Consider the following 19,251-nt stretch of genomic DNA (forward strand, 5'->3'; position numbering starts at 1 on the left):
CGTCCCAGGCGATTGGATACCCATGTCTCTTCCGTCCGCTCGCAGCGGCGGATCACTGCCGCTGCGAAGAACCCTGATATCCGCCCTGTCCGTGGCCCTGGCCTCGGCACCCCTGATCGCGGTGCCCGCCCAGGCGACACCGAAGGGCCCCGCGCTGACGGTCTACGTCGCGCCCGACGGCAAGGACAGCGGAAAGGGCACCGCCCACCACCCCTTCAAGACCCTTGAGCACGCACGCGACTTCGTGCGTGACGCGAAGGACCGGGCCGACGGCGACGTCCATGTCCGCCTCCTGTCGGGTACCCACCGGCTCGGCCGTACCTTCACCCTGACCGCGCGCGACTCCGGCCGCGCCGGCCAGAGAATCGTCTACGAGGCCGCCCCGGGCGCGCACCCCGTGATCAGCGGTGGCCGGCAGGTCACCGGCTGGACCGCCGTCGACGCCGCCAAGAAGGTCTACAGGGCGAAGCTCAGCGGCCTCGACACCCGTCAGCTCTATGTGAACGGCGAACTGAAGACCCGCGCCCGCAGCGGCAAGAACCCCGCCGGCTTCGGCAAGACGTCCACCGGCTACACCTTCACCGACGACAGCATCACCGGCTACAAGCGGCCATCGGACCTGGAAGTCGCCAGCTCCTGGGGCTGGAAGCTCATGCGCTGCCCCGTGCAGTCCATCTCCGGCCGCACGATGACGATGGTCCAGCCCTGCTGGGACAACGCCCACCTCCAGCAGGGCCAGGAGATCCAGAACCCGACCTGGCTGGAGAACGCCCGCGAACTGCTCGACACCGCCGGCGAGTGGTACCTCGACAAGACCGCGGGCGAGATCTTCTACATGCCCGAACCCGACGAGAAGATGGCGACCGCCGAGGCGACCGTGCCCGTCCTGCAGGACCTGGTCGACCTGAACGGCACCCGGAGCAGCCCGGTCAGGAACGTCTCCTTCGAGGGCCTCACCTTCTCCCACTCCACCTGGCTCGCCCCGAGTTCCCCCGACGGGCACATCGAGGGCCAGGCCGGATTCCGGATGGTCGGCAAGGACAACCCCGACTTCGACTCCACCCGGCTGAACTGGAAGAAGACCCCCGGCGCCGTCAACGTCAGCCACGGCCAGGACATCGACTTCGAGGGCAACACCTTCACGCACCTCGGCGCGGTCGGCCTGAACCTGAACACCGGCACGCAGCACACCGACATCACCGGCAACGTCTTCCGCCAGATCGCCGCCACCGGCATCCAGATCGGCGGCGTCGAATGGGGCGACGCGCACCCCGACGACCCGCGGGACATCACCAAGGACACCCGCGTCGACAACAACGTGGTCACCCAGGTCGCCGACCAGTACAACGGCTCGCTCGGCATCCTGGCCGGCTACACCGACTCCACGGAGATCGTCCACAACAAGGTGTACGACCTGCCCTACAGCGGCATCTCCGTCGGCTGGGGCTGGGGGCTGACCGACAAGGGCGGCAACCCGACCTACCCGAACAACTCCGGTGTCCCGGTCTCCGACAGGCCGACCATCGGCCGGAACAACGTCGTCGCCGACAACGAGATCAGCGACATCATGCGCTCCCAGGCCGACGGCGGAGCGGTCTACACCCTCAGCGACAACCCCGGCAGCCGGGTCTCCGGCAACTACATCCGCGGTGTCCCGTACGCCGCGTACGGCGCCGTCTACCACGACGAGGGCAGCCGTCACTGGCAGAACACCGGGAACGCGTTCTGCGACATCACCTTCCAGTGGCTGCTGATGAACCACGGCATGGACAGCCGGATCACCGGCAACTTCACCACCAACCCCACCTTCAGCGTCCAGAACCGCAGCACGGGCAACAACGTCAGCGGCAACGTCACCGTGGGCGCCTGCGACCAGTTGCCCGCCTCGATCGTGAACAACGCCGGGCTCCAGAAGCCCTACCGCCACCTCGACCCCGGACCGGCCGTGACCGACCACCGGGCCCCGAGTGCCCCCGGCACCCCGACCGCCCGGGCCGACTTCCCGACGGTGGCGGACCTCCGCTGGCCCGCCGCCACCGACGACACCGCCGTCACCGGCTACTCCGTCTACCAGGACGGCGCGCTCGTCAACGCCTCCGCCACCACCGCGGTACGTATCTCCGGACTCACCGGCGGCAGGACGTACAGCTTCAAGGTCACCGCGCGCGACGCGGCCGGCAACGAGTCGGCGTCGAGCCGGACGCTGAGGTTCACCACGCCGGCCGGCCGGGACCTGGCGCTGAAGAAGCCGGTCACCGCCTCGTCCGAGTCCGAGGACAACCATCCCGACAAGGTGGTCGACGGAGACCTGTCGACCCGCTGGGCCCAGGGTCTCGGCCTGCCCGACCCGTCCTGGATCCAGGTCGACCTCGGTGCCGACCACGACATCGACGGCGCGATCACGACCTTCGAGAAGCCGAGCGGATACAAGTACCGCATTGAGGTGTCGCCGGACGAGGTGCACTGGAAGACGTTCGCCGACCGCACCGGCGCCAACACCACGGCCCAGACCCTCTACGACAGCGCCACCCCGGTCACCGGCCGCTACGTACGGCTCACCGTCACCGGCTCCAGCGGCAACGGCGGCAGCATCCACGACCTCCAGGTCTACGGCGAGGCGGCCGCCCCCGGCACGGACCACACCGCGCCCTCGCGCCCCGGGAAGCCCGAGACCCGTCCCCTGCTGCCGAGCGTCCTGGACCTCGACTGGGCGGCGCCCACCGACGACACGGGCGTCACCACCTACGCCGTCTACCAGGACGGCAGGCGCATCGCCGTCGCCGGCGACACCACCCTGCGGGTCTCCAACCTGACCGCCGGGACCCAGTACGCCTTCACGGTTGTCGCACGGGACGCGGCGCTGAACACGTCCGAGCCCAGCCCCGCGGCCATCGTCACCACCCCCGCCGACACCAACCTGGCCCTCGGCAAGTCCGTCACCGCCTCCTCCGAGTCGGATGGGTATGCGCCCGCCCTGGCAGTCGACGGCGACCTGTCGACGCGCTGGGCCCAGGGCTCCGGCCTGCCCGACCCGTCCTGGATCCAGGTCGACCTCGGAGAGGCCACCAGCGTCTCCGGCGTCATGACCAACTTCGAACTGTCCGGGGGCTACCGGTACCGCCTGGAGTACTCCACCGACGGCGAGACATGGTCGCTGTTCGACGACCACACGGCGGAGAACACCACCTCGGCGATCAACTACTCGTTCGCCGAACACCCCGTCACCGCCCGCCATCTGCGCCTGACCGTCACCGGGTCGAGCTGGAACGGCGGCAGCGTCTACGAGCTCAAGGTCTACGGCGGCTTCTAGCCACCCGCACGGCGGGCGCCCGGCGGCCACCTCGCGGCCGGGCGCCCGGCCGGCTCCTCCCCACACAGAGACGAAAACCAGGATGAAAATCACCCATGTCGCAGTACACCGGATCGACGTTCCGGCGGCGAGTCCGCCCTTCCGGTGGCGCAACGGCCTGAGCGGCAGCCCCGAGACCGGCGACGGCGCGGTCCTGCACATCGGCACCGACGAAGGCGCCGAGGGAGTCGCGGTGTTCGCCCGTCCGGGAGCCTTCGCCGTCCTCACCGACCTGGTCGACCGGGTGTTCCGCGAAGAGCTGCTCGGCGCCGACCCCCTCCAGCGGGAGTGGCTGTGGCACCGGGTGTGGGAACTGGACCGCATCCACGAACTCCCGCTCCCCACCCTGGGTCTCATCGACACCGCCCTGTGGGACCTGGCCGGCCGCTACCTGGGCCAGCCGGTCTGGCGGCTGCTGGGCGGCTTCCGCGAAGCCATCCCCGCCTACGCCTCCACCTCCACGTTCTCCTCCACCGAGGAGTTCCTGGACGTGGCCGACCAGTGCCTGGCCCTCGGCTACCAGGGCATCAAACTGCACGCCTGGGGCGACGCCAGGCGCGACGCCGCCTTGTGCCTGGCACTGCGCGAGCACGTCGGACCCGACGTCCCCCTCATGTACGACGGCTCCGCCGGCTTCGACCTGCCCGACGCGATCCGGCTGGGCCGGGCGCTCTCCGAGGCCGACTATCTCTGGTACGAGGAGCCGATGCGCGAGTTCAGCATCTCCGCGTACCAGAAGCTCGCCGAGTCCGTGCCCGTCCCGCTGCTGGTCGCCGAGACCTCCGACGGAGCCCACATGAACTCCGCCGACTTCATCCGCGCCGGAGCCGCCACCTTCGGCGTCCGCGCCGGCACCACCCTGCGCGGCGGCATCACCGGCGCCATGCGCACCGCCCACCTCGCCGACGCCTACCGGCTGCGGGCCGAGGTGCACGGGTCGGACATCCCCAACCACCACCTGTGCATGGCCATCTCCAACACCACCTACTACGAGTCCCTGGTCACCTCGGCCCGTGTCGTCCGCGAACGCCACGTGGACGCCCAGGGCCTGGTCCACGCCCCCTCCGGACCCGGCATAGCCCTTCCCCTCGACTTCGGCTACGGCGACGCGCTGCTGCCGTTCGTCGAACAACCGCGCTGAGTGAGCGGCCCGCCCCCGGACCGGCGGCATCCGCCGCGCCCCGTCCGGCGCACCACCCGAACAGCACGGGGCTCCCTTCCCCGTCGCACAGCACACCGCACGAACAGAAAGGCACGACGATGAGGTCCTCCGTCTCTTCCAGAGCGGCCCGGCGCCGCGCGGTCGTACGCACCGCTGCCACGGCTCTCTCCCTGGCCACCGTGGCCACGCTGGCCGGCTGCGCCAGCGCCGACACCGCCCCCCGGTCCGCCTCGTCCCAGGGCGCGTTCAAGGCAGCCGAGCAGAAGAAGGGCTCCGAGATCACCGTATGGGCCGACTCCACCCGGCTGCCGGCCGTGGAGGCGTACCAGAAGGCCCACCCGGACGAGAAGCTGAAGATCGTCACCTACGACGGCGGGGCCGACGGCTCGACCTACCTCCAGTCCAAGGTCCAGCTCTTCGACCGGACCGGAAAGGGCTGGCCCGACGTCGTCTTCGGCTCACCCACCGACGTCACCTGGGCCTCACGCCCCACCACCACCGACGCCCAGCCCTTCGCCGCGCCGCTGGACCAGAAGCTGGTGCCGCGGAGCACCCTCGACGGCTTCGCCAAGGGCTCACTCTCGCCCTGCCAGTTCGACGGACACACCTACTGCCTGCGCAACGACATCGCCCAGGTCGTCCTCTGGTACAACAAGCCCCTCATGGACAAGTGGGGCTACACCGTCCCCACCACCTGGGAGGAGTACGAGGCGCTCGGCACCCGGGTGGCCAAGGAGCACCCCGGCCACCTGGTCGGCTCGGTCGGTGACACCAACTCCCACGAGTCGTACTTCTGGGCCGGACAGTGCCCCGCGTTCAACCTTGTGAAGCCGGACACCCTGCGCACCAACCTCCAGGACCCGAACTGCACGCGTACCGCTAAGCTCCTCGACAACCTGATCTCCGCCAAGGCCGTCACCACCAAGGGCTTCTTCAGCCAGGGCTTCGCCAAGGACAGCGGCGACAAGGTCCTCATGGCCTACGGGCCCTCCTGGTACGGCCAGTACCTGTTCAAGGCCGCCTTCAAGGCGCCCGCCAAGCAGATAGCCGCCGCGCCTCCGCTGAAGTGGGAGGGCGAGTCGACCGTCGCCACCGGCAACGTGGGCGGCGGCGTATGGATGGTCTCCTCGCACAGCGCCAACCTCAAGGCGTCCACCGGTCTCGTCACCTGGCTGACCACCTCCGACGCCAACCAGGCCGGCGCGCCCACCTACCCCGCCTACACCAAGGCGGCACAGGCCTGGCTGGCCAACCCGGCCAACAGCGGCTACTTCGCCAACGACGTCAGCGGTGCCTTCCAGCAGGCCGCCGACTCGGTGTGGACCGGCTGGTCCAACACCCGCTTCTCCGACGCCACCGCCTGGTCCAGCGTCGTCCTGCCCGCCCTCACCGCGGGCAAGAGCCTCACCGAGACCCTGCCCGCGTGGCAGAGCGAGATCGGCAACGAGGCGAAGGCGCAGGGATACAAGGTGGTCACCCAGTGACCCTGCTGGAGACCGGGCGCGCCGCCGCCCCCGCCCTCCGCCGCGGCACCGTGCCGCGGCGGAGGCACCGCAGCCCGGTCGGCTACGTCTTCGTCGGCGGATACGCGCTGCTGCTGCTCGCCTTCGGCGTCTTCCCGACCGGCTACTCCTTCTACCTGGCCCTGACCAACGACCAGGGCCAGTTCACCGGCCTCAACCAGTTCGTACGGGTCGCCCAGGACTACCGTTTCCTCCCCGCCTTCGGCCACATGCTGCTCTACCTCGCCCTGTGGCTCGTCACCCTGGTCGTGGTGGTCGTCCTGGTCGCCGTGGTGCTGCGCGGCCGGATTCGCCCCGGCACCTCCGCGCTCCTGCGCTTCCTGTACTACCTGCCGGGCGCGCTCGCCGGCGTGGCCAGTGTCCTGGTCTGGCTGTTCATGCTGGACCCGGACGTCAGCCCGGTGTCCTGGCTGCTGGAGAGCATGGGCATGCACACCTTCGCCGCCGTGCTCTCACCCGGAAACCTGCCGCTTATCCTGATGCTGATCGCGTTCTGGACGGGTGCGGGCGGCTGGATGGTCGTGATGTACGGAGCCCTCAACAACATCCCCGACGAGGTACTGGAGGCCGCCCGCGTAGACGGCGCCGGGCCGTGGCGTACCGCCTGGCACATTCAGATCCCCATGATCCGGCAGTGGATCGTCTACATGACCATCCTGGCGTTCGCGGCGGGCACGCAGCTCTTCGTCGAACCGCAACTGCTCCAGACCGCCAGCCTCGGCCGCGTGAGCCCGACCTGGTCGCCCAACCAACTGGCGTACGTCTACGCCTTCCAGCAGGGCGACTTCAACGGCGCCGCCGCAATCTCCGTCTGTCTGCTGGTCGTAGGGCTGCTGGCCGCCGGTCTCCTGATCGCCCGCTCGAATCTGTTCACGTTGGATGAGAAATGACGCAATCCGCTCCCACCTCACCGACCGCCGGCCGCATCCTCCGGCCCGGCCGCGCCCTTTCCCTTTTCGTGGTGGGCATTCTGCTGGCGGCGCTGCTGGTGTTCTTCGTCCTGCCCGTGATCTGGCTGCTCCTCGCACCGTCCAAGACCGCCGGCGAAGTGGTGCGGGACAACCCGCTCTCCTTCGGCTCCGTCCACCAGATCGGCGCGGCATGGAAGCACCTCTTCGCCTTCCAGGACGGCGCCATGCTCACCTGGCTCCGCAACTCCGCGATCTACTCGGGCGGTTCACTCGTCCTCACCATGCTCGTCAGCATCCCCGCGGGCTACGCGCTGGCTCTGACCAACTTCCGCGGCCGCAAGTCGCTCCTGGTGGTCACCCTTGTCACCATGATCATGCCGCAGGCCACCCTGGTGCTCCCCGTCTTCCTGGAGCTCAACCGCTTCCACCTGATCGGGACGGTCTGGTCGGTCATCCTGCCTTTCTCGTTCTACCCGTTCGGCGTGTACCTGGTCTACATCTACTTCGGCAGCAGCCTGCCCAGAGACCTGCTCGCCGCCGCGCGGATCGACGGATGCACGGAATGGCAGCTGTTCACCCGCATCGCGCTCCCCCTGGCCAAGCCTGTCGTCGGACTGGTCGCCTTCTTCAGCTTCGTCGGCAACTGGAACAACTTCTTCCTGCCCTACCTGGTCCTGCCCAACAGCGATCAATTCCCGATCCAGGTCGGACTGAACCAACTCCTCACCTCCACACCGTCGTTCAACCCGGTCGCCGGTGCCGGTCTCAACATCACCCTCCCGGAACTGGCCCTGGCCATCGTTCTCGCGATCCTGCCGGTGCTCGCACTCTTCCTCGTCTCACAGCGCACCCTGGTGTCCGGCATGCTCGCGGGCGCGACAAAGGAATGACCGCCGTGCGCGTCGTCCTCCACCCCGACCGCGTCGACGAGGCGGCCCACCCCTCGACGAGATCGCCACCGTTGCCGCCGCTACGGCCGGGCCACCGCGTGTGCCTGGGACCGACCGCATCCGACCGACAACCCGACCCGGGCTGGGAGTTCCTGTGCTCGGGCGGATCCGGCCTACTCGCAGATCTCGAGCGTTCCCACGAACTCGAGTTTCTTCCTCAGGACATAACCGGTCGGGCTGCCGGAGATGACCTCGTCGACGGTGCCGTAGTAGCGGTCGTCGACGGGCTCGGGGTAGTCGGCGGGCTCCTGCCGGAAGAACAGAGTGCCCGAGGCCACGTCGCCGACACGCTCCCCACGCGAATCCCAGATCTGGCCCTTGTTGGTCAGCCGGTACTGCCGTGCTTGGCGACACTGTGCCGTCGGTGACGGCTCGGGCGTGGGACGTGCCGACGGTCGGGGGGACACGGTGGGCGGCTCCGGCTCCGGAGCCAGAAGTGGTGGCGCCGGCGTCGGCGCGAGTGGACGCGGCGTTGACGAGGGGCTTGGCGTCGGGCTCGATGCGGTCGTCGGCGGCGCTGACGACGGTGCCGGGCGCGGGGCCGGTGCGGGCTGGGCGCGCCGAGTGGGCTCTTCGGGGGTGTCGGCGCCGAAGAGAACGGCCGCCAGCGCCATCACACCGACGGCCACGGCCCTCAGCGAGGGGCCGTTGCGCTGGATGGCGTGCTCTCCGAACAGAACCCCTTTGGGCCGGTTCAGGACAATCGTGTACGTCCTGTGCTCGCGTTCGCCGGAACGCTTCTCCGTCATCGGTCAGTGGAAATGGTTGTTCTGTCGGGCGTTGTCCCCGAGCAGCACACCCTTGGCGTCGTTCAGGAAAACGGTGTACTTGCCCGCCTGAACACCGCGATCGGGCTCGTCCGCCGACGCGGACTCCTCGCGTGGGTGTGTGGTGGGCTGTTCCTCGTCGGCCGTGGTGCTTCGGTCGCGGCGCACCAGGGAAATCAGCCTGCCCCACGCGTCCCGTGCGCCGCTCTGAACCGTCTCCGTCAACCCGACGGTCACTCCCGCGACCACGGCCTGGGCCGCCAGTTCCACCTCGGACATCGTTTCCCCTCCACCGACTTGCCACGTTGTGAGACCGCTATGGCTCATTGCGCCCAGTATGGTCAAGGCTCCTTGCCGGGCAGGCACCTGACGGCGCCCGACCGGCCTATGACCTCGGCGGACGCCGGAGCGTATTCCCTCGGACGAGTGACACCGCCCGGGTCTCGCGGAGGTTCGCCAGGTCCGGGTCTTCGGCTTCGGCGGCCTGACCGCCGCTGCCCCAGGAGACGTCTGCCCGCCCGTGAGCGTCTGGTTATTGAGGGGTGTCGTGGCGGAGGTGGTCGGTGTGACGGGTGATGGTGTCGACGCGGTCGGCGAGGTCGGGGTGGTCCGGCTGGAGGTGGGGACGTGCGCCGCTGAGGGGGCCGAGGAGAGCGGCGGGATCGTCGTCGGCGAGGGCGGTGGCGAGGAGGGCGAGGCGTGCTCGCGCTTCGGGGGGCAGACCGGTGAGGGCGGTGATCTGGCCGGCGAGTTGCCTGAGGTCGGCGGAGTTGTCGCGGGCCCAGTGGCTGACGTTACGGTCGCTGGCGCGGCGGTCGCGGGTGGCTTGGACGCGTTGTTCGGCGGTGGTGCCGGGGGCGCCGGGGCGGACGCGGAGGTAGCGGCGTTCGGCTGCCTGGCGGCTGGCGACTCCCAGGGGGGCGGCGAGGTCGGCCCAGTTCGCGCCGGCCTCCCTCGCCGCCTCGATGAGGGCGGGCTCCCAGGCTGCGAGCTGTTCGCGTACCTGCCGGAGCAGGAGCAGGGCGGCCAGGGCCTGTTCCGTGCTGGTGAGTCCTTCGCCGGTCCCGTGCCCGTGCGGCGGGCCGGGGGTCCCCGCCGTGCGCAGCGCTTGCTCGATCGTGTCCAGGGCCGCTGAAGCGGCGAGGAAGGTGGCGGGAGGCGGGGCGTTCTCAGGGGGCTGGGAAGGTCGGTCGGCGGTGGTCACGGTCACCCCTTCGGCATGTCATCCATCCGGCGACATCGTAGTTGTCATCGTTCGGATGACATGTTACAACGGTGTCAGCCACAGCGCACCCGGCAGTTTCTGCCCGAACCCACCAGAGGTGTTTCACATGTTGATGCGTACCGAGTCCTTCCGTGAGCTGGACCGCCTCTCCCACCAGCTCCTGAGCGCGACCGGTACCTGGTCGAGGCCGTCCACGATGCCGATGGACGCCTACCGGGACGGCGACGTGTACGTGATCGCGCTGGACCTGCCCGGTGTCTCACCGGAGGCCATCGACATCGACGTCGAGCGGAACATGCTGATCGTCAAGGCCGAACGGCGGCCCGTCGCCCACTCCGACCAGGCGCGCATGGATCTCTCCGAGCGACCGCTGGGAGTCTTCTCCCGCAAGCTCGTCCTGGCCGACACCCTGGACACCGCCCGGATCGAGGCGGACTACGACGCGGGGGTCCTGACCCTGCGCATCCCCGTCACCGAACGTGCCAAGCCCCGCAAGATCACCGTCGGCACGGGAACACGGCACCAGGAACTCGGCTCCTGACCCAGGCAGCACACCGTCTTCGGCCCGGCTCCCCGATGAAGAGAGGCATCCGCACCATGTCCGCCCAGGCACAGACACCGCCGCCCCGCACACTCGCCATGACGTACGAGCAGATGCTCGAACGGGTGCGTTACGACGGGGCGTACCCGACCAGGGAACGTGCCGAGCGGACGGTGCGGACCGTCCTCGCGGCACTCGGCGGCCAGCTCACCGGCGACGAGCGCGCCGAACTCGCCGCACGCCTGCCCGCCGAGGCGGCCCGGACCCTCATGACCGAACCCACCACCGCCGACCGCCTCACCGGTTGGGGCTTCGTCAAGGAACTGGCCGAACGCACCGGCGGCACACCCGCCACCACACGATGGGACGCCGGCACCGTCCTGGCCCTCGTCGGGCACCTCGCCGGCAACGACCTGCTCGACCGTCTCCTGGCCCAACTCCCCTCCGGCTACGCCCTGCTCTTCGGCCGCGCCGAACTGGTCCAGGCCGCCTGAGCCGGAACACGCCGGGTAGTTCTGTTGCGTCGGCAGAGGGCGGTGGCCCTGCTCAGGGCCACCGCCTCGGCCGGTGTCCGGGGCGCCCCGGAAACATCCGGCAGCCGAGTGGCATCAGGTCGACGTCGACGTCGACGTCGACGTCGATGCCGACGGCGAACAGGACCGGCCGGCGCGGCCGTGGGACCGGCGATGCCGACCGTCTCCCGAGCAGGATGCCCGGACCTATTCCGTCCGGTCATCCTTCCGGCGGGCCCGGAGCGCGGACACGGCCACCGTCTAAGGTGAGCCGACAGCATGCGGGCAGGGGCGGAGAGCCCCAGGGGAGGAGCGGGTGATGGCCGAGGCCAAGGCCAGTGACGGCGGCGCGCCCACCGTGCCGTCGGCACGCCCCCGCGACGTCCCGGACATGATCGCCGCGGCGGTGTGCGTGGTGGATGAAGGCGGGGCCATCACCTGGTCGAACGCGTACGCGCAGCGCCTGCTGGGGAGGGACGCCGCCGCTCTCGCGGGCCGGGACGCCCATGATCTGCTCCACCGCGACCAGCACGGCCAGCCGCTCGCCAGGGCCAGTTGCCGGATGACCGAGGCGTTCCTGGCCCGCGACGCGCGGGCCGGCAGCGGCTGGTTCGAGCGGGGCGACGGATCGCTGGTGGAGCTCGCCTGGCTCGTCGCACCGTGCGCGCCCGCCGACGGTCACGCCGACACGATGGTCATCTTCACCGGCCTGGACACCGGTCCCGAGGCGCCCGGTCCGTCGGCCGAGCCCGGCCCGACCCTGTCGGAGCTGGAGCGGCTGGCGCTGCTGGCGGAGACGACCACCCAGCTGACCTCGACGCTCGACACCGACGAGGCGCTGCGCAGGCTGATGCGCCTGGTGGTTCCCCGGGTCGCGGACTGGGCGGTGGTCGACCTGATCACCGAGCTCGACGAGGTCGAGCGCGCCTTCGTCGTGCACTACGAGGACGGTGAGTTCATCACCCGGGAAGAGTTGCAGGGTCCGATGCCGCCGGTGCCGGAGAACTCCCCGATGCCGCTGTCGCGGGCCCTGCGGGGCGCGGCCTCCGCACTGGTGACGCCGCAGACGTATCAGGGGCCGCCGGACACGGGCGTCGCCATCGAGCAGCGGCGGCTGTTCGAGGAGACGGGCATGGTCTCGGCGGCAATAGCCCCGATACGGGGGGTGCGCGACGTGCTGGGAGCGCTGACCCTGGGACGGTCGAAGGACCGTGCACCACTGACCGGGGCAGATCTGTCGCTGCTGGACGATCTCACCCGCCGCACCGGGCTGGCCCTGGACAACGCCCGCCTCTACCAGCGCCAGCGCAAGGTCGCCGAGACCATGCAGCGTCATCTGCTGGCGCAGTTGCCCACCGTGCCGGGCCTCCAGCTGACGGCGCGGTACGTGCCCGCGCCGGACGACTCGCAGGTCGGTGGTGACTGGTACGACGCGTTCACCGTCGCCGACGCGACGACAGCCCTGGTGATCGGGGACGTGGTCGGTCACGACCTGGACGCCGCCGCCGGAATGGCGCAAGTCCGCAGCATGCTCCGCGCCTACGCGTGGACACACCACGAGCCCCCCAGCGCGATCGTGCACCGGCTCGACGCGTCGATGACCCACCTCACCGGAGTTCCGACCGCCACGCTGGTCTTCGGGAAGATGGAGCGAAATGCCGACGGAACCTGGTGTCTGACCTGGACCAATGCCGGCCACCCGCCACCGCTGCTGATCACCCACGACGGCAGGGCCGACTACCTCACCGAAGACCACGGACTGCTGCTGGGCACGGGCCTGGCACCCACGCGCAGTGACGCGACCCTCACGCTCCCGCCCCGATCGACGCTCGTCCTCTACACGGACGGACTTGTCGAAAGCCGCGACCGACCGATCGACCACGGCCTGGACCAGCTCCGCAAGCACGCCGCCTCACTGGCCCACCGGCCGCTGGCCGCTTTCACCGATCTGCTGCTCGAACGGGCACAGGCGGGCGACAGACGCAACGACGACGATGTCGCGATCCTCGCCTTGCGCACGCCGGAAGTGGGATAGCACCTACGCAGCGAGCGCCCCTGAGCAGCCGATGCGCGCAGACCCGGGGCGGCCCAAGTCGGGGCTGGACCTGCTGCGTTTGGTGGCCGGCGAACACCGCCGCAGCGGCCCTCCTCCGCACGGCCGGCTCCCCTCCATTCCTCCGGGACTTCTCAGAGACGGTGGCAGTTACCTCTCTCCGCAGGTACGTCGGGCACATGCCGTGACCATGGCGGGCAGGCCACCGGTCTTGGCGAGCAGTTCGTGCTGGATCCGTGTGCCGCTGCCGGTCTTCAGGAGTGTGGCGAGTGCTTCTTGCGCGGGGAGTATGTCGTTGCTGTCCTCCAGCGCGTCCCGTACGTGCTCGAAGAGGGCTCGCAGGACGGCCTCCGCGGGGGCGGGCTGCATCGTGAGGGGGTGGATCAGCTGGTCCTCCAGCCCCGAGCGGGCGGCGCGCCAGGAGGCGAGCCGCAGCAGCTCGACCCGGTGCCTCGGCGGTGGTTCTCCCGCCTGCCACTGGCGCGAGGCGGTTTCCACCAGCGCGCGGATCAGGGTGGCCAGGAGCACGGTGGTGGAGGAGTCCAGGCAGACGTCGGCGACCCGGATCTCGACCGTGGGGTAGGAGTGGGAGAGCCGGGCGTCGAAGTAGATCATTCCCTCGTCGAGCAGGGCGCCGGTGCCGATCATCTCCCGTACCTGCCGGTGGTAGCGGTCCGCCGAACCGAAGACCTCTACGGGACCGGCGGACGGCCACCTTCCCCAGACCCGGCTGCGGTAACTGCTGTATTTGCTGTCTTTCCCCTGCCAGAAGGGCGAGTTCGAGCTCATCGCGAGCAGTACGGCCATCCAAGGGCGGATCCGGTCGAGGACGGCGACACCTTCTTCGTCGGACTCGACCGACACATGCACATGGCAGCCACAGGTGAGCTGTTCCTGGGTGGTCAGCCCGAAGTGCTCGGCGAGCCACTGGTGCCTTCTGTCGAAGCCGATCGAAGGGCTGACGGGCAGGGGTGAGGTCGCCAGTGCGGCGACTCTTGCTCCGAGGTGTTCGGCGTGCCGGGCGGCTTCGGCCCGGCACCGGTCGATCTCTTCCGCGAGTTCGCCCATGTCGGTACGCGGCTGCGTGGCGAACTCCACTTGCTGCCGGTGGAGTTCCGCCTCGAACACCTCGTCGTGCCCGTCCGCCTCCCGCGAGGCGGCGGCCAGGATCGCTGTCGCCAGCGCCCGTGGCTCGCCGCTCTCCGCGTCCACGAGAAGGAGTTCCTCTTCCACACCGACGCTCCGTACCATCACTGCCTTTCCACCACGATCACCGGGGGCCTGGGCGGGCCGGGAGCCCGCGTACGGCTCGGAGGGACTGCCGGGGGTCGTACTCCGAGGATCACACCGGTCCTGCGGGTGCCCCGTGCCGTGGAGTTGAAGCCTGCCGCCCCTGCTCCCGGCCATATCTGTGCCGCTCCGCGGGTGTACGCGCATGAGGGCCTCAAGGACATGCGGCGGCGACGGAGAAGCGGTGCTTCACAGGCTGGCGCGGTCGCACCTTGGCGTGTGACCTGCGACGCATGAGGGCCGCGCGGTGCTCAAAGCCGCTTTCGGGGGCACAGGAGGGCGGTGACAGGTGTGGCGTACGCGCTCCGTGTGGTGTGCGCCCCCCTTTTCTGCCGCGGAACGGGACCCATTCCCCGCAACGGCTCGGCCGAAGGCCCCACGGCCCCGGAAGCCCGGACGTTGTGGGACCGCGAAGTGATGAGGTGAGTCGATGCTCGGTCTGATCAGTACGTACGGCGCGGGCGGTCGTGTGATGCTGCCGCGCGGTGTTTATGGGCCGCAGGAAGACACGCTGTTGTTGCGTGATGCCCTGGAACGGGAGGCGGTCGGTTTCGGGTCGGCTGTTCTGGATGTTGGGACGGGTTCTGGTTTTCTCGCTCTCGCCGCGGCGCGGCGGGGTGCTCGGGTGACGGCTGTGGACCGTGCCCGGGGTGCTGTTCTGACCACCCGTCTGAACGCGGTGCTCGCCGGGCTGCGGGTCGAAGCCGTCCGTGGCGATCTTCTGGCCCCTGCCGCCGGCAGGCGGTTTGATCTCATCCTCAGCAATCCGCCGTACGTGCCCGCGCCTTGTGCCGGGCCGCCTCTCCGTGGCCCGGCCAGGGCGTGGGACGCGGGTCACGACGGACGCCTGTTCATCGACCGGCTGTGCGACGGTACGGCCGGGCTGCTCCGTCCCGGCGGGGTGCTGCTTCTTGTCCAGTCGGCGCTGTGCGGGGTACACGACACCCTGGAGCGGCTGGAGCGCGCGGGTCTGCCGGCCGGGGTGACGGACCGCCGCCTCGTGCCTTTCGGCCCGGTACTGGCCTCGCGCAGACAGTGGCTGCTGGACCGCGGTCTTATCGCACCTGGTGACGAGAAGGAAGAGCTGGTGATCATCCGTGCCGAACGCGCCGCGTGAGGGGCCCTGCCGTATCTCTCCGACACGTGAGGGGCCGTTCCTGGTGGAGGGGCCGGTGGAAGTGACGCTGGACGACGGGAGCGCGGTGCGTTCGGACCGGTTCGTCGTGGCCGTGTGTGCCTGCCGGCGCAGCCGGACGTATCCCTGGTGCGATACGAGTCACCGTCGCGGGCCCAGGGATCCGGGGGAGCGGCGGACCGGTTCGGGCCGTACGCGCAATTCGAGCGGTGCCGGTGATACCGGTGCCGCTGGAAGCAGAGGGGAGGGGCACGAGTGAGGCAGGCGGAACCGACCGGTGTCCGGCCGGGTGAGCCGGTTCTGCCCGCGGGCCGGGGCGAGCTCAGTGACAGGGTTCTCTGTGCGCTGCGAGGGCGTCCTGACGGGAGGAGCCTGCTGGCGCCGGAGGGCGTGGCGGAGGGGTGTGATCCTTATGGTGAGGATCTGCATCTGGCGCTCTATGTCTGTTACGAACTGCACTACCGCGGGTTCCGGGGTGTTGACGCCGCCTGGGAGTGGGATCCGGGACTGCTGGGGCTGCGGTCGGTGCTGGAACGCCGTTTCCTGGACGCGCTGCGCGCGGACACCGGGGGCCGTCCGCGCGGTGCCGGGGAGGCGTTGGAGAGGATTCTGGCCGAGCCGGCGCACGCGACGGGGCTTTCGCATTTTCTCCGGGACGAGGGTGAGCTGTGGCAGCTGCGTGAGTACGCCGCGCAGCGTTCGCTGTATCACCTGAAGGAGGCCGATCCGCACGTCTGGGTGGTCCCGCGGTTGCGGGGCAGGGCGAAGGCGGCCATGGTCGCGGTGGAGTTCGACGAGTACGGCGGTGGGCGGGCCGACCGGATGCATTCGCGGCTCTTCGCCGACCTGATGACGGATCTCGCTCTGGACACGACGTACGGCCGGTATGTGGACGCCGCGGCGGGCGACATGCTGGCGAGCGTCAACCTGATGTCGATGTTCGGTCTGCACCGCGCTCTGCGCGGGGCTCTGGTGGGGCATTTCGCCGCGGTCGAGGTGACGTCCTCGCCGGCGTCCCGCCGGCTGGCAGAGGCGATGCGCCGGGTGGACGCGGGTGAGGCGGCGGTGCACTTCTACGCCGAGCACGTGGAGGCCGACGCCGTCCACGAGCAGGTGGTGCGCCGTGATGTCGTCGGCGGGCTGCTGGAGGACGAGCCGTGGCTGGAGGCGGATGTGGCTTTCGGTATCGGGGCCACCGATCTGCTGGACGCCCGCATCGGGGACCGCACGCTCACCGCCTGGCACGCGGGCCACTCCAGCCTGCGCATCCCGCTCTGACAGCCTGGACAGATGGAATAGCATTTGACGGACACGGGGAACGGCCACGGCGTCTTCGCCCCCACCCGGCACAAGTGGCCCACACGCCTTCCTGCGACCGGCACGCTCGGTCCGGCGGGCCGTTCGGTTGGGCGGTGTCGACGGGCACGGTCGGGAGGGTCGGGTGATCATGAGAGGTGTGGGGTGGTCCGCGCTGATCGGCATCGGCGTGATCAACACCTACTACCTTGCCGATGCTGATCTGCTCGTGTCCGTCCGCGGGGGAGGCGGTGCCCCGGGTCGGGCGTCCGGTTGGCGAAGCCCGGAGCCGTGCGGTGCCCGTGGCCCACATCCAACCGGACCTGGCCGACGTGGCGCTCGCGCCACGGTGACATCCTCGGAACGGCCCTGGCCGTCCCGCACGCCGGTCTGGCCGAACCCGTACGGCTGGCGGGCGACTCACTTTTCGTCATCAAGGCGCGGCATTCGATTTTCTACGAGACTCCGCTGTTCTGGTGCGGCTCGACGGGGCGGCGAGCGGCGGCCCGGCATGTCGAAGTGCGGCCCGGGCGGGTTCAGTTCGTACATGGGGTTCGCCTTCGGTTTGTTCGCGGTGCCGCTGTGGTCCGGCGCCGCGGTCCCTTTCGGCGAGGAGCGAGGACAGCCGCCCGATTCTGTGCTGCCTGCTCGCCAGCGCTGGTCTCACTCCTCAACGACGACGCGCACGCTCCCGATCTCTGTGTCCACAGCGTCCGGCACGGCTATCCCGGCCTTCATGCCGTCTCACAGGTGCGTCAGAACCTCAAAGGTGAGTCGCTCGCCGGGCAGTGCCACGGGGATCCCCGTCGGATAGTGGGTCAGCATCTCCGCGCGTACCCGCCTCCGCCGCCGCCCGCGTCCAGGACGGAGCCCTCCACTACTTCGACATCGCCGAACACCGGGCGTTCTTCGCCTGGGCCGCGGTGGAAGTCCTTCGCCACACCGGTATCCGCATCGAGGAGATGCTGGAACTCAGCCACCACGCGATGATCCAGTACCGCCTGCCCACCACTGGCGAGACCGTCCCGCTCCTCCAGATCGCCCCGTCCAAAACGGACCAGGAACGCGTCCTGCTCGTCAGCCCCGAACTCGCCGACGTCCTGGCCACGGTCATCCGCCGCGTCCGCGACCCGGCGACCGGCACCATCCCGCTCCTGTCCGACTACGACTACGAAGAACGCGTCTGGAACCCGCCCGCACCTTTGCTGTTCCAGTGAGACCGCAGCGGCGAGGGGTCCCGCATGAGCGGCGAGTTCATCCGCAACGCACTCGGCGAAGTCCTCACTTTCCTCGGCCTGACCGACTCCACCGGCCAGCCCCTGGACTTCGCCCCCCCCCACGACTTCCGCCGCATCTTCATCACCGACGCCATCCGCTCCGGACTGCCCCCGCACATCGCCGCGAAGATCTGCGGACACGCCGCTTTGGACACGACTATGGGCTATGCCGCGATCTACCCGGAGGACGTGATCTCCCATCACCGGGCCTTCATCGCCCGTCGCAGAACCGAGCGGCCCAGCGAGGAGTACCGCGAGCTCACCACCACCGAGTGGGACGAGTTCCTCGCCCACTTCGAACTTCGCAAGGTCGCCCTGGGAACCTGCGGTCGCGATTACGCGACCCCGTGCCAGCATGAAAACGCCTGTGTCAGATGCCCCCTACTGCTCGTTGACCCAGCCCAGATGCCACGCCTCCAGGAGATCCACGCCAACCTTGTTGACCGCCTCCAGGAGGCCAAGGACCAGGGCTGGCTCGGCGAAGTCGCCGCCATCGAGACCACCATGGCCGCCGCCGCCCAGAAGCTGGAAACCATGCGCGCGCGTGCAGCGCAACCGTCCGCCGTCCACCTCGGCATGCCCGACTTCCGCCGCGATGCCGGACGAAGCAGCACCGATCTGGAGGGCTGAGCGCCGATACGTTTCCCCTCTCCGGCCCGCAAAATGGAGGTCCTCTTGTGGAGTGGGGCCTGGCAGGATGCCCGGATGGAGATCTTGGAGGAAATCGCGCCGCTGCTGGGCTCACTGGCCAGTTCGAGTCACGTCTACGCCAAGTGGGGCGCGGTATCGGAGGTCACCATCGCGGAGCAAGTGTTCGACCTCGTCAGGGTCGCGCAGGCCGACTGGGCGCATCAGGCCGTCGCGGGCGCCGTCGGCCCTGCCTCCGCTCGCGAGATCGAGGCGGCGCTTGAGCCCGTCGAAGCGGCCGGCGCCATCGCGCTGATGACCAACCTGTCGGCCTTCGACCTCGTCTACTCGCGGCACCATCTCCGAGACCGCGATCACGCGGAGCGGGTGGCCACGCGGGTGGCGAAGCTCCTTGCCCAGGCGCGAGCTGGGTCACGAACACGGAGGACATGGGCAACGGCCGTGCGTGGACGCCCGTCACCCGGCACGGCATCGATGTCGTCGTTGCCGGAAGCACCGTAGAGCACTTCGTGATCCTGCTCGCGCTGGGTGACGATTGACAAGGGGCCAGAACATCTCCGGACGTGGCCTCCCTTCCTGGATCAGCCCCCGGCCAACTCCCTGACAGAGCCG

At 69.6% G+C, this 19,251-nt stretch carries 17 protein-coding genes and 1 pseudogene; 14 read left to right on the forward strand and 4 right to left on the reverse strand.

Annotated elements, in window-relative coordinates; all coding sequences use genetic code 11:
- Positions 1-22: 22 nt before the first annotated feature.
- The 5 genes from ACFWU9_RS05695 (at position 23) to ACFWU9_RS05715 (ending at position 7,835) form a co-directional block, all read left to right on the forward strand.
- Entirely contained in the window at positions 23-3,310 is a 3,288-nt protein-coding gene (locus ACFWU9_RS05695; RefSeq protein WP_384315097.1) for a discoidin domain-containing protein, read from the forward strand.
- 82 nt (positions 3,311-3,392) lie between these two features.
- Complete coding sequence (locus ACFWU9_RS05700; protein WP_384315098.1) at positions 3,393-4,490, forward strand: enolase C-terminal domain-like protein; 1,098 nt, start codon at positions 3,393-3,395, stop codon at positions 4,488-4,490.
- A 119-nt stretch (positions 4,491-4,609) separates the two neighbouring features.
- Positions 4,610-5,995, forward strand: coding sequence for an extracellular solute-binding protein (locus ACFWU9_RS05705; RefSeq protein ID WP_384315099.1), 1,386 nt, complete (start codon positions 4,610-4,612; stop codon positions 5,993-5,995).
- A complete protein-coding gene (locus ACFWU9_RS05710) occupies positions 5,992-6,924 on the forward strand; it encodes a carbohydrate ABC transporter permease (protein ID WP_384315100.1) in 933 nt (310 codons plus the stop codon). Before ACFWU9_RS05705 ends, ACFWU9_RS05710 begins: the two co-directional genes overlap by 4 nt.
- Positions 6,921-7,835, forward strand: a complete 915-nt coding sequence (locus ACFWU9_RS05715) for a carbohydrate ABC transporter permease (protein WP_384315101.1) — start codon at positions 6,921-6,923, stop codon at positions 7,833-7,835. Before ACFWU9_RS05710 ends, ACFWU9_RS05715 begins: the two co-directional genes overlap by 4 nt.
- A 173-nt stretch (positions 7,836-8,008) precedes the next feature.
- Here the strand turns inward: ACFWU9_RS05715 and ACFWU9_RS05720 are convergent, their stop codons facing one another.
- From ACFWU9_RS05720 to ACFWU9_RS05730, 3 genes are all read right to left on the reverse strand, one after another.
- Complete coding sequence (locus tag ACFWU9_RS05720; RefSeq protein ID WP_384315102.1) at positions 8,009-8,173, reverse strand: hypothetical protein; 165 nt, start codon at positions 8,171-8,173, stop codon at positions 8,009-8,011.
- A gap of 474 nt (positions 8,174-8,647) precedes the next feature.
- Positions 8,648-8,941 (reverse strand): hypothetical protein, encoded by a 294-nt coding sequence (locus ACFWU9_RS05725; RefSeq protein WP_384315103.1) that lies wholly within the window; start codon positions 8,939-8,941, stop codon positions 8,648-8,650.
- 253 nt (positions 8,942-9,194) lie between these two features.
- Positions 9,195-9,866, reverse strand: coding sequence for a type III effector protein (locus ACFWU9_RS05730; protein WP_384315104.1), 672 nt, complete (start codon positions 9,864-9,866; stop codon positions 9,195-9,197).
- A 127-nt stretch (positions 9,867-9,993) separates the two neighbouring features.
- Between ACFWU9_RS05730 and ACFWU9_RS05735 the strand changes: the two genes are divergently transcribed.
- The 3 genes from ACFWU9_RS05735 (at position 9,994) to ACFWU9_RS05745 (ending at position 12,975) form a co-directional block, all read left to right on the forward strand.
- A complete protein-coding gene (locus tag ACFWU9_RS05735) occupies positions 9,994-10,428 on the forward strand; it encodes an Hsp20/alpha crystallin family protein (protein ID WP_384315105.1) in 435 nt (144 codons plus the stop codon).
- A gap of 56 nt (positions 10,429-10,484) precedes the next feature.
- Positions 10,485-10,922, forward strand: a complete 438-nt coding sequence (locus tag ACFWU9_RS05740) for a DUF2267 domain-containing protein (protein WP_384315106.1) — start codon at positions 10,485-10,487, stop codon at positions 10,920-10,922.
- A gap of 337 nt (positions 10,923-11,259) precedes the next feature.
- Positions 11,260-12,975 carry a SpoIIE family protein phosphatase gene (locus tag ACFWU9_RS05745; RefSeq protein WP_384315107.1) on the forward strand — a complete coding sequence of 572 codons (1,716 nt, stop codon included), beginning with the start codon at positions 11,260-11,262 and terminating at the stop codon, positions 12,973-12,975.
- 168 nt (positions 12,976-13,143) lie between these two features.
- Here the strand turns inward: ACFWU9_RS05745 and ACFWU9_RS05750 are convergent, their stop codons facing one another.
- Positions 13,144-14,244, reverse strand: a complete 1,101-nt coding sequence (locus tag ACFWU9_RS05750) for a glutamate--cysteine ligase (RefSeq protein ID WP_384315108.1) — start codon at positions 14,242-14,244, stop codon at positions 13,144-13,146.
- A 469-nt stretch (positions 14,245-14,713) separates the two neighbouring features.
- Here ACFWU9_RS05750 and ACFWU9_RS05755 point away from each other — a divergent pair, with 469 nt between their 5' ends.
- From ACFWU9_RS05755 to ACFWU9_RS05780, 6 genes and pseudogenes are all read left to right on the forward strand, one after another.
- Positions 14,714-15,400: a HemK2/MTQ2 family protein methyltransferase gene (locus ACFWU9_RS05755; protein WP_384315109.1), complete on the forward strand. Its 687-nt coding sequence runs from the start codon at positions 14,714-14,716 to the stop codon at positions 15,398-15,400.
- Positions 15,381-15,578 (forward strand): annotated as a pseudogene (locus ACFWU9_RS05760) (CDGSH iron-sulfur domain-containing protein); the annotation flags it as partial. The gene ACFWU9_RS05755 and the pseudogene ACFWU9_RS05760, both read left to right, overlap by 20 nt.
- A 95-nt stretch (positions 15,579-15,673) precedes the next feature.
- Entirely contained in the window at positions 15,674-16,696 is a 1,023-nt protein-coding gene (locus ACFWU9_RS05765) for an iron-containing redox enzyme family protein (RefSeq protein ID WP_384315110.1), read from the forward strand.
- Positions 16,697-17,502: 806 nt separating this feature from the next.
- Complete coding sequence (locus ACFWU9_RS05770; protein WP_384315111.1) at positions 17,503-17,931, forward strand: hypothetical protein; 429 nt, start codon at positions 17,503-17,505, stop codon at positions 17,929-17,931.
- 24 nt (positions 17,932-17,955) lie between these two features.
- The gene (locus tag ACFWU9_RS05775; protein WP_384315112.1) at positions 17,956-18,621 is read left to right on the forward strand and encodes an integrase; all 666 of its coding nucleotides are present in this window, start codon (positions 17,956-17,958) and stop codon (positions 18,619-18,621) included.
- Positions 18,622-18,696: 75 nt separating this feature from the next.
- Positions 18,697-19,140 (forward strand): hypothetical protein, encoded by a 444-nt coding sequence (locus ACFWU9_RS05780; protein ID WP_384315113.1) that lies wholly within the window; start codon positions 18,697-18,699, stop codon positions 19,138-19,140.
- Positions 19,141-19,251 lie beyond the last annotated feature (111 nt).

Origin of the sequence: Streptomyces sp. NPDC058653 (assembly GCF_042716895.1) — a bacterium.
Classification (GTDB): Bacteria; Actinomycetota; Actinomycetes; order Streptomycetales; family Streptomycetaceae; genus Streptomyces.